The sequence below is a fragment of the Microbacterium forte genome, assembly GCF_031885415.1.
Lineage (GTDB): Bacteria > Actinomycetota > Actinomycetes > Actinomycetales > Microbacteriaceae > Microbacterium > Microbacterium forte.
In genome coordinates, this window is the sequence record NZ_CP116871.1 from 2,931,079 (window position 1) to 2,956,596 (window position 25,518).

Below are 25,518 nucleotides of genomic sequence, written 5' to 3' on the forward strand. Positions count from 1 at the left end.
CGAGGAGACCGGATGCCGGGGCGCATGTCCCCGGCATCCGGTCTTCGTGCGGGCTCGCTACCAGGCGTAGGTCTCGGGAGCGGTACCGCCGGGACCCGGCCAGATGCGGTCGAGCTCGGCGAGCGTCTCGGCATCCAGCGTCACGTCGAGCGCCTCGACGGCCGAGTCGAGCTGGTCGATCGTCCGCGGGCCGATCACGGGAGCCGTCACCGCCGGCTGGTGCAGCAGCCAGGCGATCGCGACGACACCGGGGCGGATGCCGAGCTCGGCACAGAACGCCTCGTAGCGCTCGATCGCAGAACGACGGTCGCCGAGCGCGTCGAGACTCGACCGGGAGCGATCGGTCTTCTGGAGCACCCCGCCGAGCTGTCCGCTGGCCAGCGGCGACCAGGGCAGCAGCCCCATGCCGTACTGCTCCGCGGCGGGCACCACCTCGAGCTCGACGGTGCGCTCGGTGAGGTTGTACAGCGACTGCTCGGTGACCGGCGCCGGATAGCCCGCGGCCGACGCGATCTCGTGCACGCGCGCGAGGTGCCAGCCGGCGAAGTTCGAGCTGCCGAGATAGGTGATCTTGCCCTGCTCGCGCAGCGTCGCGAAGGCGCTGAGCGTCTCGTCGAGCGGCACCTCGCGGTCGATGTGGTGCATCTGGTACAGGTCGATGCGGTCGGTGCCGAGTCGCCGCAGCGATGCGTCGACCGAGGCGCGGATGTGCACAGCCGACAGACCCCGATCGTTCGATCGCGGGCCCATCACACCGAACACCTTGGTGGCGACGATCAGGTCGTCGCGGGTGCCGCGGTCCTTCATCCAGCGTCCGAGGATCTCCTCCGACTGCCCGGGGTGGTCGCCCCACCGGCCTCCGCCGTAGACGTCGGCGGTGTCGATGAAGTCGATGCCGGCCTCGACCGCGCGATCCAGGATGGCGCGCGAGGCCTCTTCGTCGATCACGGGACCGAAGTTCATGGTGCCGAGGGCCAGGCGGCTCACTCGAGCGCCGGCTCGTCCGAGACGGGTGTACTGCATCAGCTGTTCTCCTTCTGCGAGTGGTGCGGTGGTGGCGAGTCGCTCGTGTCGATGAACGCCCATCCGAACGCGCCGAGCTCGCGGCGTGCAACGGTCGAGCCCGTGAGCACATCGGCGCCGATCACGTCGACGGCGATCGGCTCGGCGCTGTGGTTGATGACGGTGAGGATACTGCCGCGGCGCGCGATCTCGACGTGCTCGGGGAGCCCGGGGATCTCGGCGGCGACCCCGGCCTCGGAGGCCAGCCAGCCCAGCACCGCGGTCATGCCCGCGTCGTCGGGGATCGTCGCGAGGTAGAAGCCGTTCCCGGCACCTGCCCGCTTGCGAGTGAAGGCCGCGCGCCCCGCGGTGCGACCGTCGGTGAAGCGGCCGAGCACCTCGGCATCCTGCACGATCAGCTCTTCCGCGAAGTACTGCCCGACGATCCCGCCCGCTGGTCCGTCGAGCGGTGCCTCCGACTGGCCGGGCCCGTCGGGCACAGCGTGGCTCGCGACCTCTCCGGCCGAATCCGCCGAGCGCACGGACTCGGGCGGCACGAGCGCACCGAAGTCCTCGAGCGCGACTCCGAGAACATCCCGCAGCGAGACGATGAACCCGCCCTCGCGGAACGCGTCGTCCTGGTCGACCACGTCGCTGAACGCCGAGATGAAGAGGTTCCCACCCTGCTCGACATAGGCGGACAGATTGGCCGCGCCCTCGTCGCCGAGCAGGTACTGCTGCGGTGCGACGACGAGCGAGTACGCGCTGAGGTCGCTCGTGGTGTTCACGATGTCGACCGCGAGGTTCTGTCTGTGCAGTGCCGCATGCCAGCGGTGCGCGAGCGTGAGGTAGTCGAGCGCGATCGGGTGGTCGCGGCCGTCGATGGCCCACCAGTTCTCCCAGTCGAAGACGAGCGCGATCCTCGCCCCCGACGAGACGTCCGGAAGGTCGGGCAGCTGGGCGAGCTGACCACCGAGCTCTGTGACCTCTCGCCAGGTGCGGGTGTCGAGCCCCGCCTGCGGCACCATCGCCGAGTGGAACTTCTCGCTGCCCCGGCGCGACTGCCGCCACTGGAAGAACATGATGCCGTCGGCGCCGCGCCCGACCGCCTGGGCACTGATCGCCGCCATCTGGCCGGGTGCCTTCGGGGCGTTCGTCGGTCGCCAGTTCAGGGCGTTCGTCGACTGCTCGGTGAGGATCCACGGCACGCCGGGCTTCAGGCCCCGCATCAGCTCGCGCGCGAACGCCGCCCCGCGGAACGACTCGGGGTCGTTGGGGTCGGGGTAGTTGTCGTCGCTGATCACGTCGACCTCGGCGGCCCACTTCCAGTAGTCGGCCGGCGGGAACGCGCCCATGAAGTTCGTGGTGATCGGCTGGGTGGCGCCCGAGGCGCGGATGATGTCGCGCTCCATGACGTACAGCTCGAGCAGGGTGTCGGAGGTGAAGCGCTTGAAGTCGAGCACGCTCGTCGGATTGATGCTGTACGGCGCCTTGCGCGGCGGCAGGATCTGCTCGAACGCCGTGTAGCGCTGCGACCAGAAGTCGGTGCCCCACGCATGGTTGAGGGCGTCGATCGTCGAGTACCTGCGCTGCAGCCACAGCCGGAAGGCGTCGCGCGCCGAGTCGGAGTAGTCGTAGTGCAGGTGGCAGCCGTACTCGTTGTTGACGTGCCACAGCACGACGGCCGGATGATGCGCATAGCGCTCTGCGAGCGCCGTGACCAGCTCGGCGGCGAGGCGGCGGTACACCGGTGACGAGGGGGCGAAGGCCTGTCGGCTGCCCGGCCAGAAGGTCGAGCCGTCGGCATCCTGGGGCAGCATCTCGGGGTAGGCGGTCGTGGCCCACGGGGGAGGGGATGCGGTGGCGGTGGCGAGGTCGACCCGGATGCCGCCCTCGTGCAGCAGCCCGATGATCTCGTCGAGCCACTCCCAGTCGAACTCACCCTCGGCGGGCTGGATGCGCGACCACGAGAAGATGCCGAGGCTCACCATCGTCACGCCCGCTTCGCGCATGAGCCGCACGTCTTCGGGCCACACCTCTCGTGGCCACTGCTCGGGGTTGTAGTCGGCGCCGTAGTGCATGGGTCTCCAGGGTCGAGGTCGATGACCGGTCCTGACGACCCTACTCGGGAAGCGCTTTCCTAGAAAGAGCATGCCTTGGGGTCTCGTGATACAAGGACGCCCTAGTAAATCGACGGATACCGAAGTACCATCGTCATAGTGCCAACGACGGCGCGAAGGGACATCGCACAATGACTCGTACCATTCCCCACTTCGTAGGCGGAAAGCACCTCACCCCAGAAGGCGGCCGCTTCGCCGACGTGTTCGATCCGAGCACCGGATCCGTCCAGGCGCGCGTGCCGCTGGCCTCCGCCGGCGAGGTCGCCGACGTGATCGCGAACGCCGAGGCCGCGCAGGTCGAGTGGGCCGCGACGAACCCCCAGAAGCGCGCTCGCGTGCTGCTGCGCTTCCTCGATCTGGTGCAGCGCGAGATGCAGTCGCTCGCCGAGCTGCTCGCGAGCGAGCACGGCAAGACCGTCGACGACGCGAAGGGCGACATCCAGCGGGGCCTCGAGGTCATCGAGTTCTCCGCGGGGGCTCCGCACCTGCTCAAGGGCGAATACTCGACCGGCGCCGGTGCGGGAATCGACGTCTACTCGATGCGGCAGCCCCTCGGCGTCGTCGCGGCGATCACCCCGTTCAACTTCCCCGCCATGATCCCGCTGTGGAAGGCGGGGCCCGCGCTGGCCGCCGGCAACGCCGTGGTGCTCAAGCCCAGCGAGCGGGATCCCTCGGTGCCGGTGCGCATCGCCGAGCTGTTCCTCGAGGCAGGACTCCCCGCCGGCGTGCTCAACGTCGTGCACGGAGACAAGGAGGCCGTCGATGCCCTGCTGACCGACGACCGCATCCGAGCCGTCGGCTTCGTCGGCTCGACGCCGATCGCCGAGTACATCTACTCGACGGCCGCCGCGCACGGCAAGCGCGCGCAGTGCTTCGGCGGTGCCAAGAACCACATGATCGTGATGCCCGACGCCGATCTCGACCAGGCCGTCGACGCGCTGATCGGCTCGGGCTACGGCTCGGCGGGCGAGCGCTGCATGGCGATCTCGGTCGCGGTGCCGGTGGGGCAGGAGACCGCAGACGCTCTCGCCGCCAAGCTCACCGAGCGTGTGGCGCAGCTGCGCATCGGACCGTCGCTCGCAGCCGACGTCGACTACGGGCCGCTGGTCACGCGCGCTGCCGTCGAGCGGGTCGAGGGCTATATCCAGCAGGGCGTCGACGAGGGCGCGACGCTTCTCGCCGACGGGCGCGGGTTCTCCGTGCCGGGGCACGAGCAGGGCTTCTATCTCGGCCCGACGCTGTTCGACCACGTCACCACCGACATGGCCATCTACCGCGAGGAGATCTTCGGCCCGGTGCTCGTGATCGCCAGGGCCGCCGACTACGAGGAGGCGCTGCGCATGGCATCCGAGCACGAATACGGCAACGGTGTCGCGATCTTCACCCGCGACGGCGACGCCGCCCGCGACTTCGCCGCCCGCGTCGAGGTCGGCATGGTCGGTGTGAATGTGCCGATCCCCGTGCCGATCGCCTATTACACGTTCGGCGGCTGGAAGCGCAGCGGATTCGGCGACCTCAACCAGCACGGCGCTGACGCCTTCCGCTTCTACACGAAGACCAAGACCGTCACGAGCCGCTGGCCGTCTGCGGGGATCCGCGACGGCGCGAGCTTCGTGATCCCCACCATGCACTGACGATTCTTGTTCGTTGAGCGAGGCCGGCGAAGCCGACCGAGACGAAACGCACGACCCCAGGAGATGACATGACCATGACAACAGTCACCACCACCGCCGAAGAGCGCGAGGCCATTCTCGACGCCGTCCGGGATTTCGCCGACACCGAGCTCGCCCCGTTCGCGGCCGAGCGCGACGAGAAGCACATCTTCCCGCGGGAGTCGCTCGGCAAGGCCGGCGAACTCGGTCTCGGCGGCATCTACGTGCGCGAGGACTTCGGCGGCACCGGCCTCAGCCGCTCCGACACGGTCGCGATCTTCGAGGAGCTCGCCAAGGGCGACCCCGCAGTCGCCGCCTACATCTCCATCCACAACATGGTCGTCTGGATGATCGACACCTACGGCGATGACGCGCAGCGCGGCCGGTGGCTGCCCGCGCTCACCGCGATGCAGGAGTTCGGCGGGTACTGCCTGACGGAGCCGGGCGTCGGATCGGATGCCGCGAACGTCGCCACGAGTGCGGTGCGCGACGGAGACGACTACCTGCTCACGGGCGTGAAGCAGTTCATCTCGGGCGCCGGCGAGGCCGCGGTCTACGTCGTCATGGCGCGCACCGGCGAGCCGGGCGCCCGCGGCATCAGCGCCTTCCTGGTTCCCGGAGACGCCGAGGGCCTCAGCTTCGGCGCGCCCGAGAAGAAGATGGGCTGGCACGCGCAGCCGACCCGCCAGGTGATCCTCGACGGCGTGCGCATCCCCGCATCCGGAATGCTCGGCGACGAGGGACGCGGTTTCGCGATCGCGATGTCGGCGCTCAACGGCGGCCGTCTCAACATCGCGGCGTGCTCGCTCGGCGGTGCGCAGTGGGCCCTCGACCGTGCGGTGCAGTACGTGCACGAGCGCGTCGCGTTCGGCGAGCCGTTGGCCGAGAAGCAGTCGATCATGTTCGCGATCGCCGATATGCGCACCGACCTGCAGGCCGCTCGCCTCATGGTCAGGGACGGCGCTTCGGCGGTGGATGAGCAGGCGCCGGACGCGACGATGCGCTGCGCCATGGCCAAGCGCTTCGCGACGGATGCCGGATTCGACGTCGCCAACCGCGCGCTGCAGCTGCACGGCGGCTACGGCTATCTGCAGGACTACGGCATCGAGAGGGTCGTGCGCGACCTGCGGGTGCATCAGATCCTCGAGGGCACCAACGAGATCATGCGTCTGATCGTCGGACGCGAGATGCTCCGACCCGCGGGGTCGGCGTCGCTCCAGCGGAGCGGCGAAGACCGGATGCGGAGCGCATCATGACTCGCATCGCCTTCCTCGGGCTCGGCCACATGGGCCTGCCGATGGCGAAGAACCTGGTCGCGGCGGGGCACGAGGTGCACGGGTTCGACCTGGTGCCGGCTGCGGTCGAGGCGGCGCAGACCGTCGGCATCCCGGTCGCAGCGAGCGGAGCGGATGCCGTGCGCGACGCCGACGTGGTGATCACGATGTTCCCCGCCGGAAGGCATGTGATCGACGCCTACCGCACCGAGCTGCTGGCCGCCGCCCGCCCGAACACCCTCTTCATCGAGTCGTCGACGATCGCGGTCGATGAGGCCCGTGCGGCGCATGCGCTGGCGCTCGCCGCGGGGCATCGCAACGTCGACGCCCCCGTGTCGGGCGGAGTCGTGGGCGCCGAGAACGGCACACTCGCCTTCATGGTCGGCGGCTCCGACGACGACTTCTCGGCCGCGCTGCCGCTGCTCGAGGCCATGGGAAAGCGCATCGTGCACTGCGGTGGCCCCGGACTCGGGCAGGCGGCGAAGGTCTGCAACAACATGATCCTCGCGGTGTCGCAGATCGCGGTCGCCGAGGCGTTCGTGCTCGGCGAGCGGCTGGGGCTCGAGCATCAGGCGCTGTTCGACGTGGTCTCGCAGGCATCCGGTCAGTGCTGGTCGATCACGACCAACTGCCCCGTGCCCGGGCCGGTGCCGACGAGCCCGGCGAACCGCGACTACCAGCCCGGATTCGCCGGTGCCCTCATGGCGAAGGACCTCGGGCTCGCGCTGCAGGCGATCGAGCAGACGTCGACCGATGCGCAGATGGGACGTCTCGCACAGCAGCTCTACGCGGCATTCGCCTCAGGAGACGGCGCGACCCGCGACTTCTCGGGCATCATCACCGACATCCGCGACGGCTCTGTGTGACGCACTCGCGACATACTGAGATGACCACGACGGAGAGGGTTTCACGATGACCGAGTACGAGACGATCCTGGTCGAGCAGCGCGGACGAGTCGGGTGGATCACCCTCAACCGTCCCGAGGCCCTCAATGCGCTGAACAGCCGCCTCGCCGAGGAGGTCACGGCTGCGGCTGTGGCGTTCGACGGCGACGACGGCGTGGGCGCGATCGTCGTCACGGGGTCGGAGAAGGCGTTCGCCGCGGGTGCTGACATCAAGGAGATGGAGTCGATGTCGGCCGCCGAGATGCTCGAGACCGACCACTTCGGCGTCTGGCACGAGTTCGCCGCGGTGCGCACCCCGGTGATCGCCGCCGTCTCGGGTTTCGCGCTCGGGGGAGGATGCGAGCTCGCGATGATGTGCGACATCATCCTCGCCGCCGATACCGCCAAGTTCGGCCAGCCCGAGATCAATCTCGGCGTCATCCCCGGCATGGGCGGCACGCAGCGCCTGATCCGCGCCGTCGGCTATTACAAGGCGGCCGAGCTGGTGCTGTCCGGCCGGTTCATGGGCGCCGAAGAGGCGGAGCGCTCCGGGCTCGTCTCGCGGGTGGTGCCGGCATCCGAGCTGCTCGCGGAGGCGACGACGCTGGCCGAGACGATCGCGTCGAAGTCGCTGCCGTCGGTGTTCGCCGCCAAAGCCGCCCTCGACGCCGCGATGGAGACGACGCTCGCCGACGGTCTGGCCCATGAGAAGAAGGCGTTCGCCGCGCTCTTCGACACCGAGGACCAGAAGGAAGGCATGTCGGCCTTCCGGGAGAAGCGTGCGCCCGACTTCCGCAACCGCTGACCTCCACGGAGGCGGCGGCGCCCGGCGGTTCACAATTCAGCATGCATGGCGCCATAGAGTCCCGTCGGCGCCGATCTGGCACGCCGGTCAGCGGTTGATGCTGAGCTGTGAACGAGCGGCGGGCGGCTCAGCCGCGCAGTGCGGCGACGATCTTCTCGACGCGGCGGTCGCGGGTCGCGTCCTGCTTCGCGTCAGCCACGGTGCGGGCATGCTCCTTGCGCACGGAGTACGAGAGGGCGTCGAAGGCCCCGCGCAGCGCAGGGTCGGCATCGAGGGCCGCAGCCAGGGCGGGTGGGATGTAGACCTGGCGCTCGGCGGCATCCAGACGGATGACGGCCTCGACCTCCTGGTCGATCTCCACACCGAGGTCGGCCCGCACGGCTTTGCTGAAGCCGATCATGTTCTGCCCGCCCATGCGGGCCACGCGCAGACGTGCGGTGCGTCCTCCGATCGTGACGGCGACCGGAAAGGTCTTGCCCGCCCCGAACGACGCGATCTGCTCGTCGGAGAGGATGATCGCGGCGGCCGGGCCACGGCCTTCGAGAGTCGTGTGCACGCGCAGCTCGCTCATGCGGGCAGTGTACGCCCGTGCCCGTCTGCTTCGGCCTCCGCCTCTGCGGCCAGCTGGTCGTTGCGCGCTTCGATCAGACGACGCATGTACTCGCGGAGCACGAGCCGGTCGACCAGTCGTCCGATCGGGCCGAACGGCGAATGGAACCTGATCGTGTCGCGCATCAGCGTGCCCCGCGGGTGCTCCTGGAACACGTGCTCGTGCCAGAACGCGCCGAAGGGTCCCGAGATCTGCCGGTCGCGGAACCCGCGCGGCGGATCGACGTCGTACACGATCGACCGCAGACGGAACGGGATGCCGAAGTGCCGTGCCCGCCAGGTGACGGTCGACCCTTCGCTGAACACGCCGCCCGCCGGACCTTCGACCATCGTCTCGCCGTACCGTGCCATCGACCGCAGATGCAGCCCGGGGTCGAGGGCGATCGCGAAGACGTGGGCGGGAGCAGCCGAGATCACGCGTTCGAGCACGAACTCGGCCATGTCAGAGGGCGTCCGGCTGCGGCTTCGGGTCGCTGAAGTCGCCGGCGGCCTTGCGCATGCGGGCCACGATCGCGACGAGCTCGGTCGCGTCCGCCTTGCTGACCCCGGGGTCGGCGAAGACATCGGCGTTGAGGGCGGAGGTGGCGCGTTCGACGAGTTCGCGGCCGGAGTCGGTCAGGGCGAGCAGTGCAGCGCGGCCGTCGTGCGGGTGGGGCTCGCGGACGATCAGCCCATCACGCACCAAACGCTCGGCCGTGCTCGTGACGGTCGTCGCATGCACCTGGAGTCGGGCGACCACGCTCGACAGCGGCAGGCGGCCCGAGCGGCTGAACGCCAGCAGGCGCAGCATCTCGTAGCGGGCGAAGCTCAGGGCGAACGGCTTGAGAGCGGCATCCACCCTGGCGAGCAGCAGCTGCTGGGCCCGCATCACCGAGGTGACCACGGTCATGCCGTCGGCGGCATCCGACCAACCGTGCGCGAGCCATTGCCGCTTCGCCTCAGCGAGCGGATCGACAGGCAGAGGACGGGGTCGGACCACGGTTCTACGGTAGGGCATCGGGCCGGGACTCCGGGGATGCGCCCGCCGGAACGGCGAGTGGTCCTCAGTCGCTCGTCGGGTGGAACTCAGTATCAGGGGACTAGAATCGACGCAGTCGTGAGGAGCAATCGATGAAGATCTTCGTCCTGGTCAAAGAGGTGCCGGACACCTACGGCGACCGCAAGCTGAATCTCGAGACAGGACTCGCCGAGCGAGGTGCCGGCGACGTCGTTCTCGATGAGATCACCGAGCGCGCGCTCGAGGTCGCGCTGAGCCATGCCGACAAGAACGAGGGCACCGAGGTCGTCGCCGTGGCGATGGCTCCCGGCGGCTCGACGGCGTCGGTGCGGCGGGCGCTCGCGATCGGCGCAGGCTCGGCCGTGCACATCGCCGACGAGCAGCTCGCCGGAGCCGATCTCGGGCTCACGGCGGAGACCCTGGCGGCGGCGATCCGCCGCGGCGCACCCGACCTGGTGATCACAGGCAACCTGTCGACCGACGGTTCGGGCGGAGTGATGGCCGCGATGCTGGCCGAGCACCTCGGCTGGGCGCACGCGACCGCGCTCACGAGCGTCGAGATCACGGCTGAGGGCATCACGGGCACGCGAGGGGCGGATGCCGGAGCGCAGCCGATCTCGGCATCCCTTCCCGCCGTCATCTCGATCACCGAAGCGCTGCCCGACGCGCGCTTCCCGAATTTCAAGGGCATCATGGCGGCGAAGAAGAAGCCGCTCGAGGTCCTGACCCTCGACGACCTCGGCGTCTCGGCCGACCCGGGCGCGGCTCCCCGCACGATCATGACGTCGGTCGCCGAGAAGCCGCCTCGTGCGGCCGGCGTGAAGATCGTCGATGAGGGCGATGCCGCCGAGAAGCTCGTCGACTACCTCGTGCAGAACAGGCTGGTGTGACATGACCTACCCCGAGAACCCGATCCTCGTCGTCGTCGACCTCGACCCGGCAGGCAACCCCGCCAGCAGCACGGCGGCCCTGATCGGCGCCGCCTCGACCGTCGGCGCACCGGTCGCGCTCGTCGTCGGCGGATCCGCGGATGCCGCATCGAAGGTCGCCGAGGCTGGAGCATCCGTGGTGCTGACGGCCGACGCCGACGAGACGATCCTCACCGTGCCGATCGTCGATGCGCTGCATGCCGCCTTCGAGCAGGTGCGACCGGATGCCGTGCTCATCTCGAACTCGATCGCGGGGCGCGACGTCGCGGGCCGCTTCGCGGTGCGCGCGAAGCTGGCTCTGTCGGTCGATGCCGTGGGCGTCTCGCGAGATGACGAGGGCATCGTGGCGAACCACTCCGTGTACGGCGGCGCCTACCTCACCGACTCGGCCCCCACATTTGGGGCTCCGGTGATCACCGTGCGCCAGGGCGCTGTCGACGCTCGGGCAGAGGCGGTCGCGTCGCCGACCGTCGAAGCCCTGACCGTCGCGGCATCCGGCTCCCCTGCCGCCACCGTCGGCGCTGTCGAAGCGGTCGAGGCCACGTCGTCCCGGCCCGAGCTGCGCGGGGCGACCCGGGTCGTCTCGGGCGGCCGCGGACTCGCGTCGAAAGAGAAGTTCGTGCTCGTCGAAGAGCTCGCCGATGCGCTCGGTGCGGCCGTCGGCGCATCGCGGGCCGCCGTGGATGCCGGATACATCCCGCAGTCTCATCAGGTCGGTCAGACCGGTGTCTCGGTGTCGCCGCAGCTGTACGTCGCTCTCGGCATCTCCGGTGCGATCCAGCACCGTGCGGGCATGCAGACAGCCAAGAACATCGTCGCGATCAACAAAGACGGCGAGGCGCCGATCTTCGACGTCGCCGACTTCGGCATCGTCGGCGACCTGTTCACGATCGTCCCGCAGGTGATCGCGGGCCTCGAGGCGCGGAAGAAGTAGCCATGGCGACGCGAACGCTCAGGCGCGGACTCCCGCGCGTGCCCGGCGGCGAGCCGTGGCCTCCCGGGCTCGCGGTCGACGTCGGCGAAGGCGACGTGTCGGCGTCGCCGTCTTCGCTCGGCGAGCAGGAGAGCGCGTCCCCGGTCGTCGCCGAGCGGGAGAGCGCTTCGCCGGTCGTCGAGTCGGCGGTCGCCTCGCCGGTCGTCGACCCGGTGGAGGCTGCCTCCCCGGTCGTCGAGCGAGGAGCGGAGCGACGAGACGACACGCGCCACGCTGCGAGCGCTCCCACCGCATCCGTGCGTCGCGGTCTTCCGCGCACGCCGGGTGGAGAGCCCTGGCCGCCCGCGGGTGTGGTGCCTATCGGTGCGGAGGGCGTTTCGTCTCGGTCGGCGTCGCCGTCATCGCTCGACGAGCAGGAGAGTGCGCCCCCGGCCGTCGCTGCGGCTGTCGCCTCTCCGGTCGTCGAGAGCGCCGCTCCCTCCCCGGTCGTCGAGAGCGCCGCTCCCTCCCCGGTCGTCGAGAGCGCCGCTCCCTCCCCGGTCGTCGAGCGAGGAGCGCAGCGACGAGACGAGACGCGCCACGCTGCGAGCGAGGCCGCCACCGCGTCATCCGTGCGTCGCGGTCTTCCGCGCACACCGGGAGGCGAGCCCTGGCCGCCCGCCGGCACCGAAGCCGTGGTCATCGAGCGCGTTTCGTCTCCGTCTGCTTCGCCGTCCTCGCCCGACGACCGGGAGGATACTTCGGTCGCCGGTCCGTCCACGGCCGTGGCCCCGGCAGCCGCATCCTTCGCCCTCGGCGATCCCTCGATGCCGCTGCCCACCCCGCAGACGGTCTGGAACGGCAGCGCGCCGCGTCACATCACGGCGACCGCTCCGACATCCGCTCGTCCTCGACCCTCCTGGACCCAGGCGATCGCCGGTCTGCTCGGGGCCGCGGCCCTCGGCATCCTGGCCGCGGCAGCCGTGGCCTTCGTGCGGGCGCTGCTGAGCTTCCCCGTCATGCAGGACTTCCTCGCGGCCTTTCCCGGCGAATACGAGCCGGCCGTCGCCGTCGAGCCCGGGTTCGCGCCGTGGACCAACTGGGCGCACTTCTTCAACGTGTTCCTGATGGTGCTGATCATCCGGTCGGGTCTGCGGATCCGCAACGAGAAGCGGCCGACCGCCTTCTGGACCCCGCGAGGCGACCCCAAGGGCAAGATCAGCCTGACGATCTGGTTCCACCAGGCGCTCGACATCCTGTGGCTCGTCAACGGCGTGATCTTCGTCGTGCTGCTGTTCGTCACCGGACACTGGGCGCGCATCGTGCCGACCAGCTGGGAGGTCATCCCCAACGCGCTGTCGGCGGCGCTGCAGTACGTGTCGTTCGACTGGCCGACCGAGCGCGGCTGGGTGAACTACAACAGCCTGCAGCAGCTGGCCTATTTCGTGACCGTGTTCATCGCCGCGCCGCTCGCTGCGGCCACCGGATTCCGCATGTCGGGCATGTGGCCCAAGAAGGCCGAGCGGCTGTCGAGGGCGTATCCGATCGAGTGGGCCCGTGCGTTGCACTTCCCGGTCATGATCTACTTCGTGGTGTTCATCATCGGACACGTCGCGCTGGTGTTCCTCACCGGTTTCCTGCGCAACCTCAACCACATGTACGCGTCGTCGGATACCGTCGGCTGGACGGGCTTCTGGGTCTTCGTGGCCTCCCTGGCGGTGATCGCCCTCGGCTGGGTCGCCGCCCGCCCGCTGGTCATCGCCCCGATCGCGAAGCTCTTCGGCACCGTGTCGGGCCGCTGACACGATCCTGTCTTCCGCACAGAGTGCAACCGGGCACACAGAGACGGCCCCCGCCGATGGGCGGGGGCCGTGTCGTGCTGCATCGTGAACGCGGTGGTCACGAGACGCAGAGATCAGCGCACGAAGCGCACCTCGGTCAGCGTCTCGCCGAGGAACGGCTCGGTGTGGCTGGCGCCGTCGAGCGCGAAGCCGTTGCGCGTATAGAAGCGATGTGCGCGGGGGTTGTCCTCCGCGACCCACAGATAGAGGGGCTCGTCCTTCTCGACGGCCGCATCGAAGAGCTTCTGGCCGATGCCGGTCGAGTGGTACGCGTCGAGCAGGTAGATGAAGTACAGCTCGCGAAACGCGGGGGCGTCCTTGTCGCGGGCAGGGCCGGAGCCGACGAAGCCGACGATCTCGCCGTCGACGAGGGCGGCGCGCATCGTGAACTCGGGGCCCTGAGCGGCCCAGTGCGTCCACAGCTCGGCCATGCGACGGGGCGAGACCTTCTCGAGGGCTGCCTTGCTGATCAGGTGGTCGTAGGTCTCGTGCCAGCACTGCGCGTGCACGCGACCAAGGGCTTCCGCATCCACATCACGGACCGGACGGACGATGACTTCAGGCTGGGCTTCGGCGCTCATAGCGCGACTCTACGCGCGGCCTCCGCGAACCGGAAATCGAGCGGGAGCGTTCCCAGGCCGCGGATGAGCGGCTGGAGGGATCGCACAACGATGTTCGTGATTCGTTCGCCGATGGCTACGATCAGTCCTCGTGAACGTGATCTGGCGCACTCTCCTCGTGATCCTCTCCGCCCGTCGCCGCGTGCGGCGAGGCAAGACCCTCGACGCAGCATCGGTCAGCAGCATCCGGCTGACGACCCTGCCGACCGACATCGACATCCTCCGTCACATGAACAACGGCCGATACCTGTCGCTCTTCGACCTCGGCCGGTGGGATCTGCTGATCCGCACAGGGCTGTTCGACGCCATGAACGAACGCGGCTGGTATGCCGTCGTCTCGAGCGAGACCGTGACCTTCCGCAAGTCGCTGCAGCTGTGGCAGCGGTTCGAGGTGCAGTCGCGCTTCATCGGTCATGACGACAAGGCGGTGTTCCTCGAGCACAGGGCGGTCGTCGGCGGCGAGATCTACGCCCGCGTCATCGTGCGATCGAGGATGCTGCGTCGCACCGGCGGCACGGTCAGCAACGAAGAGCTGTTCGCCGCCGTCGGCAAGCCCGAGGGTGTGCCCGAGATCGACTCCTGGGTGCACGACTGGGCCGCAGCATCCGCTCTGCCTCCCGTGCGCACCCCGGCGCCGAGCGTGTGGAGCTGACGCCGTGACCGATCCGTGGGGTCTCGAGACGCGCACGCCGGGCTCGGTGCTGCTGGTCGGATGCGGCAAGCTCGGCATCCGCCTCGGCGAACGGCTCGTCGCACAGGGCTCAGAGGTCACGGCCATGCGGCGCAGCGCGGGCGACATGCCGTTCCCGACCATCGAGGCGGATCTGCGGCATCCGCTCGACCGTGAGCTGCCGGAGTTCGACTCGGTCGTGATCACTCTGCCGCCGAGCACCGAGGGCGACTCGATCTATCCACCGGCGTTGCGGGGGCTCGCGAAGGCCCTGCCGACGATGCCCGAGAGGGTCGTGTTCGTCTCGTCGACGCGCGTCTTCGAGGGACGCCCCGGCGAGACACCGCTGACCGAGCGCGATGCGCCGAAGGTGTCGAGCGAGCGGGGCGGCGATCTGGTCGAGGGCGAGCACCTGGCGATGGAGCTCTTCGGCGCGCGCATCGTGCGCCCGGCCGGCATCTACGGACCCGGTCGCGACTTCCTCATCCGGCGGGTGCGCGAGGGCGCAGCGGTCGACCACACCCGCCGCACCAACCGCATCCACGAGACCGATCTCGTGCGGCTGCTCGAGGCGATGCTGCGGGCCGACTCCGCGCCCCCGCTGATCCATGCCGTCGACCGCGAGCCCGTGCTGCTCGGAGACGTCGTCGCGCACATCGCCTCTCGCCTCGGAGTCGAGCCGCCCCCGCACCTCGATCCGGAGGTCGGCGGCGGGACGGTGCTGGAGGGGCGCCTGCTGCAGGAGTTCCTCGGCGATCTCGAGTATCCGACCTTCCGCGCGGGCTACGACGAGATGATCGCCGCGCTCTGAGCGCTTCCGCCCCGGTTCCGGTCGCACTCCGTGGCGTGCCTTCGCTCGATAGACGGCATGAACTGCGACCGGAACCACCCGACGCGACCGTCGCTCAACGGCAGGCGGGCACTGCAGTCCTAGGCTGAGCTCATGGCCGACCCGATGCCCACCGCGGATCCCGAATCCGTCTCGCTCGCGGACCGTGCCGTCGAGCTCGCCCGCCGTTGGGTGATCGAGGCAGCGGCCGCCGATGTCGATCCGGCGGCAGAACGGCTCGCCGGTGTGCTGCAGGATGCCAACGGGCTGCCGTTCACGCTCGGATTCGTCGACGGCGTCATGCGCCCCGAGAGCCTGAGCGCCGCGGCATCCCAGCTGCACCGCATCGCTCCGATCGTGCCCGACTTCCTGCCCTGGTACCTGCGGTCTGCCGTGCGGCTCGGCGGCGGCGTCGCCCAGATGCTGCCGACCCCCGTGGTGCCCATCGCGCGTCGGGTGCTGCGTGACATGGTCGGCCACCTGGTGGTCGACGCCCGCCCCGCGAAGCTCGGACCGGCGATCGCGAAGATCCGTGAATCGGGTGCTCGGCTCAACCTCAATCTGCTCGGTGAGGCGGTGCTGGGTGAGGACGAGGCGCGGCGGCGGCTCGACGGCATCCACGAGCTGATCCGTCGCCCCGATGTCGACTACGTGTCGGTCAAGGTGTCGGCGATCGTCAGCCACATCTCGATGTGGGCGTTCGACGAGGTCGTCGAGTCGGTCGTCGAGCGACTGCTTCCGCTGTATCTGACGGCCGCCTCGGATCGCACCTTCATCAACCTCGACATGGAGGAGTACCGCGACCTCGACCTGACGATCGCGGTGTTCACCCGCATCCTCGAGGATCCCCGCCTCGACGGTCTCGAGGCGGGCATCGTGCTTCAGGCGTATCTGCCTGACGCCCTGCCGGCACTGCAGCAGCTCACCGCCTGGGCGCGCGAGCGGGTCGACCATGGCGGAGCCCCCATCAAGGTGCGGCTCGTCAAGGGAGCCAACCTCGCGATGGAGCGGGTCGAGGCGCGCATGCACGGATGGGCTCAGGCAACCTACGACACCAAGCTCGACACCGACGCCAACTATCTGCGCTGCCTCGACTGGGCGCTGCGGCCTGAGAACGTCGACGCGGTGCGCCTGGGCATCGCGGGCCACAACCTGTTCGGCATCGCCTATGCCTGGTTGCTGGCGGGGGAGCGCGGGGTTCGAGCGGGCGGAGTCGACGCCGCTGCCGCGACCACGGCCTCGAACTCCCAGCGGTCGGTCGAGTTCGAGATGCTGCTCGGCATGGCGCAGGGGCAGGTGCAGGCCGTGTCGCGCGAGGTCGGCGAGGTGCTGCTCTACGTGCCGGTCGTGAATCCGGGCGAGTTCGATGTCGCCATCAGCTATCTCGTCCGCCGGCTCGAAGAGAACGCGTCGAGTGACAACTTCCTCTCCGCCGCGTTCCGGCTGGGCGACGACGAGACGCTCTTCGTGCGCGAGCGGGACAGGTTCCTCGACGCCCTCGATCGTTCGACGTCGTCGACGCTGCGGGTGGGCGCGCTGCGCGGCCAGGACCGACTGGCGCCGGTGCACGAGTCGATGCGCCCGGTGCCCGTGGCGCCCGCGCCCGAAGAGGGTCTGACCCAGGCGGTGCTCGGCATCTCCCGCGGTGCGGATGACACGGGCGGGCCGTTCCTCGAGACGGCGGTCTATGCCCCGCGCGAGCTCGACGAGGCGACCGGCGGTGCCCCCGGCTTCGCGAACACTCCTGACAGCGATCCGTCGCTTCCGGCCAACCGTGACTGGGCGCGCGAGATCCATGAGCGCATCGCCGACTCGACGCTCGGTGTCTCGACGATCGACGCGGCCCGCGTCGACGACGCCGACACGCTCGAGAGCACGATCGCCGGGGTGCGGGAGGCCGCTGCCCTGTGGGGCGCGCGGCCGGCCACCGAACGCGCCGAGGTGCTGCTGCGCGCGGCGGCCGCACTCGAGGGGCGCCGCGGAGACCTCATCGAGGTCGCCGCCTCCGAGACCGGCAAGGTGTTCGCCGAGGCCGACGTCGAAGTCAGCGAGGCCGTCGACTTCGCCCGCTACTACGCAGCCAAGGCCAGAGAGCTGGATGCCGTCGCCGGCGCCGCATTCGAACCCGCGCGCGTCACCGTCGTCACCCCACCGTGGAACTTCCCGCTCGCCATCCCGGCCGGGGGAGTGCTCGCCGCGCTCGCCGCAGGCTCGGGAGTCGTCTTCAAGCCCGCCCCGCAATCGCGCCGCTGCGCCGCCGTCATCGCCGAGATCCTGTGGGAGGTCGGTGTTCCGCGCGATGTGCTCGCGCTCGTGGACATCGAGGAGGGCGACCTCGGCCGTGAGCTGATCTCGCACGAGTCGGTGGACCGCGTCATCCTCACCGGGTCATGGGAGACCGCTGCCCTGTTCCGCTCGTGGCGGCCCGACCTGCCGCTGCTCGCCGAGACGAGCGGCAAGAACGCGATGATCATCACCCCGTCGGCCGATCTCGATCTCGCGGTCGCCGATCTGGTGCGCAGCGCCTTCGGGCATGCGGGGCAGAAGTGCTCGGCGGCGTCGCTCGCGATCCTCGTCGGACCGGTCGGGCGGTCGAAGAGATTCGCCCGTCAGCTGGCCGATGCGACTCGGTCGCTGCACGTCGGCTGGCCGACCGATCCGCTGGCCGAGGTCGGGCCCGTGATCGAGCGTCCCGAGGGCAAGCTCGCCTGGGCGCTCACCGAACTCGACGGCGACGAGAAGTGGCTCATCGAGCCCGCCCTCTCGGACGATGACCCCACCGGTCGGCTCTGGCGGCCGGGCATCCGCGTCGGGGTGCAGCCGGGGTCGCGCTTCCACACCGAGGAGTTCTTCGGGCCGGTGCTGGGCATCATGCACGCCCCGACGCTCGAGCGGGCGATCGAGCTGCAGAACGCGGTCGAGTACGGCCTGACGGCGGGGCTGCACACGCAGGACCCGGCCGAGCTCGCCCTGTGGCTCGACCGGGTGCAGGCCGGAAACCTCTATGTGAACCGCGGCATCACTGGCGCGATCGTGCAGCGTCAGCCGTTCGGCGGGTGGAAGCGCTCGTCGGTCGGCCCCGGGGCCAAGGCGGGCGGGCCGAACTACCTGATCGGGCTTGGGTCCTGGCGCTCGAGCGGATCCGGCACGGTGTCGAGCACGCTGCATCTGCGTGGGCTCGACTCGCGCATCACCGACCTGATCGAGGCGGCGCAGCCCTCGCTCGGGTTCGAGGCGTTCGAATGGCTGCGTCGTTCGGCGCTGTCGGACGCCCTCGCGTGGGATCGCGAGTTCGGCCAGGTGCGCGATGTGTCTCACCTGGGTGTCGAGCGCAACCTGTTCCGCTATCGCCCGGTGCCGGTCGCGATCAGGGCCACTGCGGACGCCGGCTGGCAGGAGCTGCTGCGCGTCGTCATCGCCGCGGTGCGCGCCGGGGCCGGATTCGTGCTGTCGACCCCCGTCGGGCTGCCCCCGGCGGTGCGTCACGCGCTCGCCGAACTCGGCGCGGTCGTCTACATGGAGACCGACGACGAATGGATCGAGCGGATGCGGCGTCGCGGCGACTCGAGCGGGGTGCGCGAGTCTCTCGGCGACGACGAGCTGCGCCCGAGCCGGGCACGACTGGTCGGCCCGCGCGAATCCGTGTCCGCGCTGCACCGTGCGCTCGCCGCGGCTGTGGGCGGCGACCCCGACCTCGCGGTGTACGGCGGTGAGGTCACCTCTGCCGGGCGCATCGAGCTGCTGCCCTTCGTGCACGAGCAGGCGATCGCGATCACCGCGCACCGTTACGGCAACCCCGACGACTGGAGCGCAGCGGTCATCTGAGGCGGTCGCGCTTCGGCATCCGTTCCTCCCTCGCCATCTCCGGCATCCCCTCACCTGCGGTCGAAAACACATCCACCGCCGCTGTGCGTGGTCGAAAGAGCATCCGAAACGGGCGATTCGGATGCTCTTTCGACCACCCCTGTCGATGCGACCCGACCGACAGACCGCGCATGTAAAGAATTCTTGACACAGCGGATGCCGCAGGCGTACTGTCGTGTCAAGAATCTTTTACATGGGAGGCATCATGGTCTACGAAGAGCGCAACGCCTGGGCCGGTCTCATCGTCGGCGCGGTGGTGATCGGGGCGTATGTCGTCATCGTGCTGCAGCAGGCCGCCGGCGGACCGGTGACCGATGTCGACTGGTTCCCGCTCATGATGTGGACGATCGGTCTCGGCATCGTGGCCACGATCGTGCTCAGCATCGTCTGGGGGATGATCGCCGGTGCGAAGGATCCCGACGGGGTCGGCAAGTCCGATGTCCGCGACCGCGACATCAGCCGCATGGGCAGTCGGGTCGAACAGTCCTTCGTCGTGATCGCCGGTCTCGGCGTGATCACCCTCTGCGCGGTGGGCGCCGACCTCTTCTGGATCGCCAACACCATGTTCGCGGGGTTCGCCGTCTCGGCCATGGTCGGCAGCGTCGCGCGAGTCGTCGCCTACCGTCGGGGACTCGTCTGATGGTCAAGCCCACGCTCGTCTCCAACCGCATCCGCGCTCACCGCGAAGCGGCCGGACTCACCCAGGCCGAACTCGCCCGCAGCATCGGCGTGACCAGGCAGACGCTCATCGCGATCGAGCAGGAGAAGTACTCCCCGTCGCTCGAGCTCGCGTTCCAGATCGCCCGCGCTTTCGGCGTGGGGCTCGACGACCTGTTCCAGTACCCGCAACCCACGAGCACGGAGGTGTGACGTGACCGAGACCGACAAGACCCCGACGAACGAGACCGAGATGATGCCGGCGTGGCGTCGCGAGACCTACGGCTCGGCCGATGGCTTCCGCCTCGAGCAGATCCCCGTTCCCACCCCGCGGTCGGGCGAGGTGGTGCTGCGAGTCGAGGCGACCGCGCTCCACGCCGGCGACGTGCGTCTCATGCTCGGCGATCCGCTGCTCGTGCGCCCCATCTTCGGGCTGACGCGCCCCAAGTACCCGGTGCGCGGGATGGAGGTCGCCGGAACCGTCGTGGCAGTGGGCCCGAACGCGATCGGCGCCGAGCTCGGAGAGCGTGTCGTCGGCGAGCTCACCGGGGGCGGGGGACTCGCGTCGCATGTCGCTGCGTCCGCTGCGCGTCTCGTGCCGATCCCGCCCGACGTCACCTCCGAGACCGCCGCGTGCCTGACGATCTCGGCGGGCACGGCCTGGCAGGCACTCGACCGTGCGGGGATCGGCTTCCGTGCCGCCAAGGGCACTGCGGCCGGACACATCCCGCGCGTTCTCGTGATCGGTGCGTCCGGGGGAGTCGGCACATTCGCCGTGCAGCTCGCAGCGCTGCGCGGGGCCGAGGTCTGGGCCACGTGCGGAGAACGCAACTTCCGGCTCGTCGAGCACCTCGGCGCCGTGCGCACCCTCGACCACCGCACCTCACCGCTGGCCGACCTGCCGGCCGCGCATTTCGACGCGGTGATCGACATCGCCGGCGGCCTGGGCCTTCGCGAACTGCAGCGCCTCGTCGTGCCCGGCGGCTCGGTGGTGCTCGTGGCAGGCGACGGAGGGCACGTCCTCGGGCCGATACCTCGCATCCTCAAGGCGGTGTTCCTGTCGATCGGGTCGCGTCGCCGCATCCGCCCGCTGGCGGCGACACCGCGCCCCGAGATCCTCGCCAAGCTGCTCGAGCTCACCGCTGAGGGGCGCATCACGCCGGTCGTCGAGCGGGAGTACCCCTTCGACGAGGCATCCGCCGCCCTGGCCCACCTCGAAGCGGGCCACACGGTGGGCAAGGTGGTCGTGCACGGACCCTGACCGCGACGGGCCGCGCTCTGGCGGCGTTCAGGGGCGGATGACAGAATGGATGCTGGCGTGCCCGAGTCGCATCTTCCCCCTGGCGTCGGCTCTCACCGAGCGACGCGGGTCGAAGGACCGCCGGGCCCCTGGACAGCGTCCGCCGCATCCGTTCGAGGAGCCCCATGTCTGTCGAAACCACCGCGCCGGCATCCGAGACCGCAACCCCGGTCCGCACCGCACACCACCGCCACTATCTGATGTGCAAGCCGTCGCACTTCACGGTGAACTACTCGATCAACCCGTGGATGGAGCCGGCGAAGCCGACCGACACCGCACGGGCCGTCGAGCAGTGGCAGAAGCTGCACGACCTCTACCTCGAGCTCGGCCACGAGGTCGAGCTGATCGAGCCCCTCGCCGGGTATCCCGACATGGTCTACACCGCGAACGGCGGGTTCCTGATCGACGGCCGCGCCTATGTGCCGAAGTTCCGCTTCGTCGAGCGTCAGGGAGAGGCCCCCGCGTTCGCGGACTGGTTCCGCGGTGCCGGCTACGACACCGTGCTCCCCGAAGAGGTCAACGAGGGCGAGGGTGACTTCCTGCTCGTCGGCGATGTGATCCTCGCGGGCACCGGGTTCCGCTCGACCGGCGACAGCCACCGCGAGGTCGGGGAGGTGTTCGGCCGCGAGGTCGTGTCTCTCAACCTCGTCGACCCGCGCTTCTATCACCTCGACACCGCGATCGCGGTGCTCGACCCCGTGCAGGGTGTCGAGAACGGCGGCCCCGAGCGCGCGAACATCGCGTATCTGCCCGGCGCCTTCGACGACGAGAGCCGCGCCGTCCTCGAGGAGCGCTTCCCGGATGCGATCCTCGTCTCGGACGAAGACGGGTCGGTGTTCGGTCTCAACTCGGCGAGCGACGGCTACAACGTGGTCATCTCGCCGCGCGCCCTCGGTTTCGAGAAGCAGCTGCGCGAGCGCGGCTACAACCCGATCATGATCGACCTCTCCGAGCTGCTGCTCGGCGGCGGCGGCGTCAAGTGCTGCACCCTCGAACTGCGCGGTGAGGCGTGACCGCGGTCGACGCCGAGGTGTCGGCTGAGCCGCACGTCGCCCACAACTATCACCCCCTCCCGGTCAACATCGCCCGCGGTGACGGAGCCTGGGTGACGGATGTCGAGGGCAAGCGCTACCTCGACCTGCTCGCCGCCTATTCGGCCGTGAACTTCGGCCACCGGCATCCTGCGCTCGTCGCTGCTCTCACCGAGCAGCTCGGTCGGGTCACGCTCGTCAGCCGGGCGTTCCAGAGCGATCGGCTCGAGCCGTTCGCGGCGGCGCTCGCGAAGCTGGCAGGCAAAGACATGGTGCTGCCGATGAACACGGGCGCCGAAGCGGTCGAGACGGGCATCAAGGTCGCCCGAGCCTGGGGGTATCGCGTCAAGGGCACCGCGGACGGCCGGGCGCGGATCATCGTCGCCGCCGGGAACTTCCACGGCCGCACCACCACGATCGTCAGCTTCAGCGACGACGAGCAGGCGCGGGCGGACTTCGGTCCCTACACGCCGGGCTTCGACGTGGTCCCCTACGGGGATGCGGATGCCGTCGCCGCCGCGATCACCGACGACACCGCCGCCGTGCTGATCGAGCCGATCCAGGGTGAGGGCGGGGTGGTGATCCCGCCGGAGGGATACCTGCGCCGCATCCGCGAGATCTGCGACGAGAAGAACGTGCTGTTCATCGCAGATGAGATCCAGTCCGGACTCGGACGCGTCGGCGAGACCTTCGCGTGCGACCGCGAGGGTGTCGTGCCCGACCTGTACCTGCTGGGCAAGGCGCTGGGCGGCGGCATCCTGCCGGTGTCCGCTGTGGTGGGCGATGCCGACGTGCTCGGAGTCATCCGTCCGGGCGAGCACGGCTCGACCTTCGGAGGAAACCCGCTCGCCGCGGCCGTCGGGCTGCGGGTCGTCGAGATGCTCGAATCGGGGGAGTTCCAGGAGCGCGCTCGCGCACTCGGCGCTCACCTCGGAGCCGCTCTCGAACCGCTGAAGGGTCATGGCGTCACCGAGGTGCGCATCGCCGGCCTGTGGGCAGGCGTCGACATCGACCCCGCCAAGGGCACCGGGCGTGAGATCGCCGAGAAGCTGCTCGACCGTGGGGTGCTGGTGAAAGACACGCATGGGCAGAGCATCCGCATCGCGCCGCCGCTCGTCATCCGGGCGACCGAGCTCGACTGGGCGGTCGAGCAGCTGAAGCTGGTCCTCGGAGCCTGATTCCCCTGTCCGCCGGGCGACACGCCCGGCGGACAACCCGGATTTGCCGGAACCCCGGAACCCACGTAACTTATTACTTGTTCGCCCCACAGGGAAGCGGAGAGGCCGAGAGCTTCACCCCCCTCAAGCGGAGAACCACCTCCACTCGATCAGCTCCTCGGAGCAGATCGCAGACACACTTCTGTCTGACCTGGAGCTTCCACTACGGACAAGCGGTCGATTTGACAGCGAGTCCGGAACGGATAAGCTAGTGAAGTTGCCTCGGCGGCCTTGAGCCCCGAGCTGCAGATCTGGTTCTGAACATCACGGCGTGTCGATTTGACAGCCGGAAATGCGAAGATAAGATAGAGAAGTTGCCCTTCGGGCCTGGTTGTGATGACTGGGTCGTGGGAGCATCCGATCCTTGAGAACTCAACAGCGTGCACTTGTCAAATGCCAAATTATCCTCGTCTAGCTTCGGCTGGGTGAGAATTCCTTTGGATCAAAGACCAACCTCCTTGTGGGGTTGGCATTCGGATGAAGTCAGCAATGAATTTGTCTCTTTGGTCAGCATCAAACTCGCTGCGTCACCGTTTTCCCGGTGTCGTATGCATTTCTTTTTTACGGAGAGTTTGATCCTGGCTCAGGATGAACGCTGGCGGCGTGCTTAACACATGCAAGTCGAACGGTGAACATGGAGCTTGCTCTGTGGGATCAGTGGCGAACGGGTGAGTAACACGTGAGCAACCTACCCCTGACTCTGGGATAAGCGCTGGAAACGGCGTCTAATACTGGATACGAGTGGCGACCGCATGGTCAGCTACTGGAAAGATTTATTGGTTGGGGATGGGCTCGCGGCCTATCAGCTTGTTGGTGAGGTAATGGCTCACCAAGGCGTCGACGGGTAGCCGGCCTGAGAGGGTGACCGGCCACACTGGGACTGAGACACGGCCCAGACTCCTACGGGAGGCAGCAGTGGGGAATATTGCACAATGGGCGCAAGCCTGATGCAGCAACGCCGCGTGAGGGATGACGGCCTTCGGGTTGTAAACCTCTTTTAGCAGGGAAGAAGCGAAAGTGACGGTACCTGCAGAAAAAGCGCCGGCTAACTACGTGCCAGCAGCCGCGGTAATACGTAGGGCGCAAGCGTTATCCGGAATTATTGGGCGTAAAGAGCTCGTAGGCGGTTTGTCGCGTCTGCTGTGAAATCCGGAGGCTCAACCTCCGGCCTGCAGTGGGTACGGGCAGACTAGAGTGCGGTAGGGGAGATTGGAATTCCTGGTGTAGCGGTGGAATGCGCAGATATCAGGAGGAACACCGATGGCGAAGGCAGATCTCTGGGCCGTAACTGACGCTGAGGAGCGAAAGGGTGGGGAGCAAACAGGCTTAGATACCCTGGTAGTCCACCCCGTAAACGTTGGGAACTAGTTGTGGGGTCCATTCCACGGATTCCGTGACGCAGCTAACGCATTAAGTTCCCCGCCTGGGGAGTACGGCCGCAAGGCTAAAACTCAAAGGAATTGACGGGGACCCGCACAAGCGGCGGAGCATGCGGATTAATTCGATGCAACGCGAAGAACCTTACCAAGGCTTGACATATACGAGAACGGGCCAGAAATGGTCAACTCTTTGGACACTCGTAAACAGGTGGTGCATGGTTGTCGTCAGCTCGTGTCGTGAGATGTTGGGTTAAGTCCCGCAACGAGCGCAACCCTCGTTCTATGTTGCCAGCACGTAATGGTGGGAACTCATGGGATACTGCCGGGGTCAACTCGGAGGAAGGTGGGGATGACGTCAAATCATCATGCCCCTTATGTCTTGGGCTTCACGCATGCTACAATGGCCGGTACAAAGGGCTGCAATACCGCGAGGTGGAGCGAATCCCAAAAAGCCGGTCCCAGTTCGGATTGAGGTCTGCAACTCGACCTCATGAAGTCGGAGTCGCTAGTAATCGCAGATCAGCAACGCTGCGGTGAATACGTTCCCGGGTCTTGTACACACCGCCCGTCAAGTCATGAAAGTCGGTAACACCTGAAGCCGGTGGCCTAACCCTTGTGGAGGGAGCCGTCGAAGGTGGGATCGGTAATTAGGACTAAGTCGTAACAAGGTAGCCGTACCGGAAGGTGCGGCTGGATCACCTCCTTTCTAAGGAGCATCTGACTCTTCGGAGTCCAGAACCCAGATCGAGGACGTTCGTTTCTCGCTGGGAGCTCATGGGTGGAACATTTGACATGACATCAGCGCAGCTGAGTCTCGTGAGTACGCTGACCTTCGGGTTGGTTGGAAAGTGGGGCTTCGTGAGCGGGGTGTCTGCACGCTGTTGGGTCCTGAGGGACCGGATGCGATCTTCGGATCGTTTCTGTA

21 protein-coding genes and 1 rRNA gene are annotated in these 25,518 nt (G+C 68.4%); 16 read left to right on the top strand and 6 right to left on the bottom strand.

Annotation, left to right across the window (positions count from 1 at the left end):
- Positions 1–57: 57 nt before the first annotated feature.
- Both OB895_RS14150 and OB895_RS14155 read right to left on the bottom strand, forming a co-directional pair.
- Positions 58–1,023, bottom strand: a complete 966-nt coding sequence (locus tag OB895_RS14150; RefSeq protein WP_311877964.1) for an aldo/keto reductase — start codon at positions 1,021–1,023, stop codon at positions 58–60.
- Entirely contained in the window at positions 1,023–3,083 is a 2,061-nt protein-coding gene (locus OB895_RS14155; protein ID WP_311877965.1) for a beta-galactosidase, read from the bottom strand. Before OB895_RS14155 ends, OB895_RS14150 begins: the two co-directional genes overlap by 1 nt.
- A gap of 170 nt (positions 3,084–3,253) precedes the next feature.
- On the opposite strand from OB895_RS14155, the gene OB895_RS14160 reads away from it, so the two are divergent.
- The 4 genes from OB895_RS14160 to OB895_RS14175 all read left to right on the top strand — a co-directional run bounded on the left by OB895_RS14160 (position 3,254) and on the right by OB895_RS14175 (position 7,737).
- On the top strand, positions 3,254–4,756 hold the full coding sequence (locus OB895_RS14160; RefSeq protein ID WP_079113610.1) for a CoA-acylating methylmalonate-semialdehyde dehydrogenase: 1,503 nt from the start codon (positions 3,254–3,256) through the stop codon (positions 4,754–4,756).
- A gap of 68 nt (positions 4,757–4,824) precedes the next feature.
- The gene (locus tag OB895_RS14165; RefSeq protein ID WP_079113609.1) at positions 4,825–6,030 is read left to right on the top strand and encodes an acyl-CoA dehydrogenase family protein; all 1,206 of its coding nucleotides are present in this window, start codon (positions 4,825–4,827) and stop codon (positions 6,028–6,030) included.
- Positions 6,027–6,914, top strand: coding sequence for a 3-hydroxyisobutyrate dehydrogenase (gene mmsB / locus OB895_RS14170; protein WP_311877967.1), 888 nt, complete (start codon positions 6,027–6,029; stop codon positions 6,912–6,914). Before OB895_RS14165 ends, mmsB begins: the two co-directional genes overlap by 4 nt.
- A gap of 46 nt (positions 6,915–6,960) precedes the next feature.
- Positions 6,961–7,737, top strand: coding sequence for an enoyl-CoA hydratase (locus OB895_RS14175; RefSeq protein WP_042541428.1), 777 nt, complete (start codon positions 6,961–6,963; stop codon positions 7,735–7,737).
- A gap of 127 nt (positions 7,738–7,864) precedes the next feature.
- Here OB895_RS14175 and OB895_RS14180 read toward each other — a convergent pair whose 3' ends face one another.
- Genes OB895_RS14180 through OB895_RS14190 form a run of 3 tightly spaced genes read right to left on the bottom strand, consistent with a single transcriptional unit; the run spans position 7,865 to position 9,325 of the window.
- A complete protein-coding gene (locus OB895_RS14180; protein ID WP_311877968.1) occupies positions 7,865–8,308 on the bottom strand; it encodes a YdeI/OmpD-associated family protein in 444 nt (147 codons plus the stop codon).
- Positions 8,305–8,787 (bottom strand): SRPBCC family protein, encoded by a 483-nt coding sequence (locus OB895_RS14185; protein WP_079113606.1) that lies wholly within the window; start codon positions 8,785–8,787, stop codon positions 8,305–8,307. The genes OB895_RS14180 and OB895_RS14185 overlap by 4 nt, the downstream gene beginning before the upstream one ends.
- 1 nt (position 8,788) lies before the next feature.
- Positions 8,789–9,325, bottom strand: a complete 537-nt coding sequence (locus OB895_RS14190; RefSeq protein ID WP_309691505.1) for a MarR family winged helix-turn-helix transcriptional regulator — start codon at positions 9,323–9,325, stop codon at positions 8,789–8,791.
- Between the two features lie 131 nt (positions 9,326–9,456).
- On the opposite strand from OB895_RS14190, the gene OB895_RS14195 reads away from it, so the two are divergent.
- Genes OB895_RS14195 through OB895_RS14205 form a run of 3 tightly spaced genes read left to right on the top strand, consistent with a single transcriptional unit; the run spans position 9,457 to position 12,987 of the window.
- Positions 9,457–10,233: an electron transfer flavoprotein subunit beta/FixA family protein gene (locus OB895_RS14195; protein ID WP_079113604.1), complete on the top strand. Its 777-nt coding sequence runs from the start codon at positions 9,457–9,459 to the stop codon at positions 10,231–10,233.
- A 1-nt stretch (position 10,234) separates the two neighbouring features.
- Entirely contained in the window at positions 10,235–11,206 is a 972-nt protein-coding gene (locus tag OB895_RS14200; RefSeq protein WP_042541433.1) for an electron transfer flavoprotein subunit alpha/FixB family protein, read from the top strand.
- A gap of 2 nt (positions 11,207–11,208) precedes the next feature.
- Entirely contained in the window at positions 11,209–12,987 is a 1,779-nt protein-coding gene (locus OB895_RS14205; protein WP_311877969.1) for a cytochrome b/b6 domain-containing protein, read from the top strand.
- 113 nt (positions 12,988–13,100) lie between these two features.
- On the opposite strand, the gene OB895_RS14210 is transcribed toward OB895_RS14205, so the two are convergent.
- Positions 13,101–13,607, bottom strand: coding sequence for a GNAT family N-acetyltransferase (locus tag OB895_RS14210; RefSeq protein WP_042541435.1), 507 nt, complete (start codon positions 13,605–13,607; stop codon positions 13,101–13,103).
- 130 nt (positions 13,608–13,737) lie between these two features.
- On the opposite strand from OB895_RS14210, the gene OB895_RS14215 reads away from it, so the two are divergent.
- The 9 genes from OB895_RS14215 (at position 13,738) to OB895_RS14255 (ending at position 25,299) form a co-directional block, all read left to right on the top strand.
- The gene (locus OB895_RS14215; protein ID WP_042541436.1) at positions 13,738–14,298 is read left to right on the top strand and encodes an acyl-CoA thioesterase; all 561 of its coding nucleotides are present in this window, start codon (positions 13,738–13,740) and stop codon (positions 14,296–14,298) included.
- A 4-nt stretch (positions 14,299–14,302) separates the two neighbouring features.
- Entirely contained in the window at positions 14,303–15,127 is an 825-nt protein-coding gene (locus OB895_RS14220) for a Rossmann-fold NAD(P)-binding domain-containing protein (RefSeq protein ID WP_194285964.1), read from the top strand.
- Between the two features lie 132 nt (positions 15,128–15,259).
- A complete protein-coding gene (locus tag OB895_RS14225; protein ID WP_311877970.1) occupies positions 15,260–18,970 on the top strand; it encodes a proline dehydrogenase family protein in 3,711 nt (1,236 codons plus the stop codon).
- A gap of 232 nt (positions 18,971–19,202) precedes the next feature.
- Positions 19,203–19,649, top strand: a complete 447-nt coding sequence (locus tag OB895_RS14230) for a hypothetical protein (RefSeq protein WP_228385585.1) — start codon at positions 19,203–19,205, stop codon at positions 19,647–19,649.
- On the top strand, positions 19,649–19,879 hold the full coding sequence (locus OB895_RS14235) for a helix-turn-helix transcriptional regulator (RefSeq protein WP_042541438.1): 231 nt from the start codon (positions 19,649–19,651) through the stop codon (positions 19,877–19,879). Before OB895_RS14230 ends, OB895_RS14235 begins: the two co-directional genes overlap by 1 nt.
- Position 19,880: 1 nt before the next feature.
- Positions 19,881–20,927, top strand: coding sequence for an NAD(P)-dependent alcohol dehydrogenase (locus OB895_RS14240; protein ID WP_231567594.1), 1,047 nt, complete (start codon positions 19,881–19,883; stop codon positions 20,925–20,927).
- 164 nt (positions 20,928–21,091) lie between these two features.
- Positions 21,092–21,979, top strand: coding sequence for a dimethylargininase (gene ddaH, locus OB895_RS14245; RefSeq protein WP_311877971.1), 888 nt, complete (start codon positions 21,092–21,094; stop codon positions 21,977–21,979).
- Positions 21,976–23,175 (top strand): ornithine--oxo-acid transaminase, encoded by a 1,200-nt coding sequence (rocD, locus tag OB895_RS14250; protein ID WP_311877972.1) that lies wholly within the window; start codon positions 21,976–21,978, stop codon positions 23,173–23,175. Before ddaH ends, rocD begins: the two co-directional genes overlap by 4 nt.
- A 599-nt stretch (positions 23,176–23,774) precedes the next feature.
- A 16S ribosomal RNA gene (locus tag OB895_RS14255) occupies positions 23,775–25,299 on the top strand.
- The last annotated feature ends 219 nt before the right edge of the window (positions 25,300–25,518 follow it).

Excerpts from the sequence above, each read along its gene's own strand:
- OB895_RS14150 (WP_311877964.1), bottom strand. The coding sequence starts at position 1,023 with ATGCAGTACACCCGTCTCGGACGAGCCGGCGCTCGAGTGAGCCGCCTG.
- OB895_RS14155 (WP_311877965.1), bottom strand. The coding sequence starts at position 3,083 with ATGCACTACGGCGCCGACTACAACCCCGAGCAGTGGCCACGAGAGGTG.
- OB895_RS14160 (WP_079113610.1), top strand. The coding sequence starts at position 3,254 with ATGACTCGTACCATTCCCCACTTCGTAGGCGGAAAGCACCTCACCCCA.
- OB895_RS14165 (WP_079113609.1), top strand. The coding sequence starts at position 4,825 with ATGACCATGACAACAGTCACCACCACCGCCGAAGAGCGCGAGGCCATT.
- mmsB (WP_311877967.1), top strand. The coding sequence starts at position 6,027 with ATGACTCGCATCGCCTTCCTCGGGCTCGGCCACATGGGCCTGCCGATG.
- OB895_RS14175 (WP_042541428.1), top strand. The coding sequence starts at position 6,961 with ATGACCGAGTACGAGACGATCCTGGTCGAGCAGCGCGGACGAGTCGGG.
- OB895_RS14180 (WP_311877968.1), bottom strand. The coding sequence starts at position 8,308 with ATGAGCGAGCTGCGCGTGCACACGACTCTCGAAGGCCGTGGCCCGGCC.
- OB895_RS14185 (WP_079113606.1), bottom strand. The coding sequence starts at position 8,787 with ATGGCCGAGTTCGTGCTCGAACGCGTGATCTCGGCTGCTCCCGCCCAC.
- OB895_RS14195 (WP_079113604.1), top strand. The coding sequence starts at position 9,457 with ATGAAGATCTTCGTCCTGGTCAAAGAGGTGCCGGACACCTACGGCGAC.
- OB895_RS14200 (WP_042541433.1), top strand. The coding sequence starts at position 10,235 with ATGACCTACCCCGAGAACCCGATCCTCGTCGTCGTCGACCTCGACCCG.
- OB895_RS14205 (WP_311877969.1), top strand. The coding sequence starts at position 11,209 with ATGGCGACGCGAACGCTCAGGCGCGGACTCCCGCGCGTGCCCGGCGGC.
- OB895_RS14210 (WP_042541435.1), bottom strand. The coding sequence starts at position 13,607 with ATGAGCGCCGAAGCCCAGCCTGAAGTCATCGTCCGTCCGGTCCGTGAT.
- OB895_RS14225 (WP_311877970.1), top strand. The coding sequence starts at position 15,260 with ATGGCCGACCCGATGCCCACCGCGGATCCCGAATCCGTCTCGCTCGCG.
- OB895_RS14230 (WP_228385585.1), top strand. The coding sequence starts at position 19,203 with ATGGGAGGCATCATGGTCTACGAAGAGCGCAACGCCTGGGCCGGTCTC.
- OB895_RS14235 (WP_042541438.1), top strand. The coding sequence starts at position 19,649 with ATGGTCAAGCCCACGCTCGTCTCCAACCGCATCCGCGCTCACCGCGAA.
- ddaH (WP_311877971.1), top strand. The coding sequence starts at position 21,092 with ATGTCTGTCGAAACCACCGCGCCGGCATCCGAGACCGCAACCCCGGTC.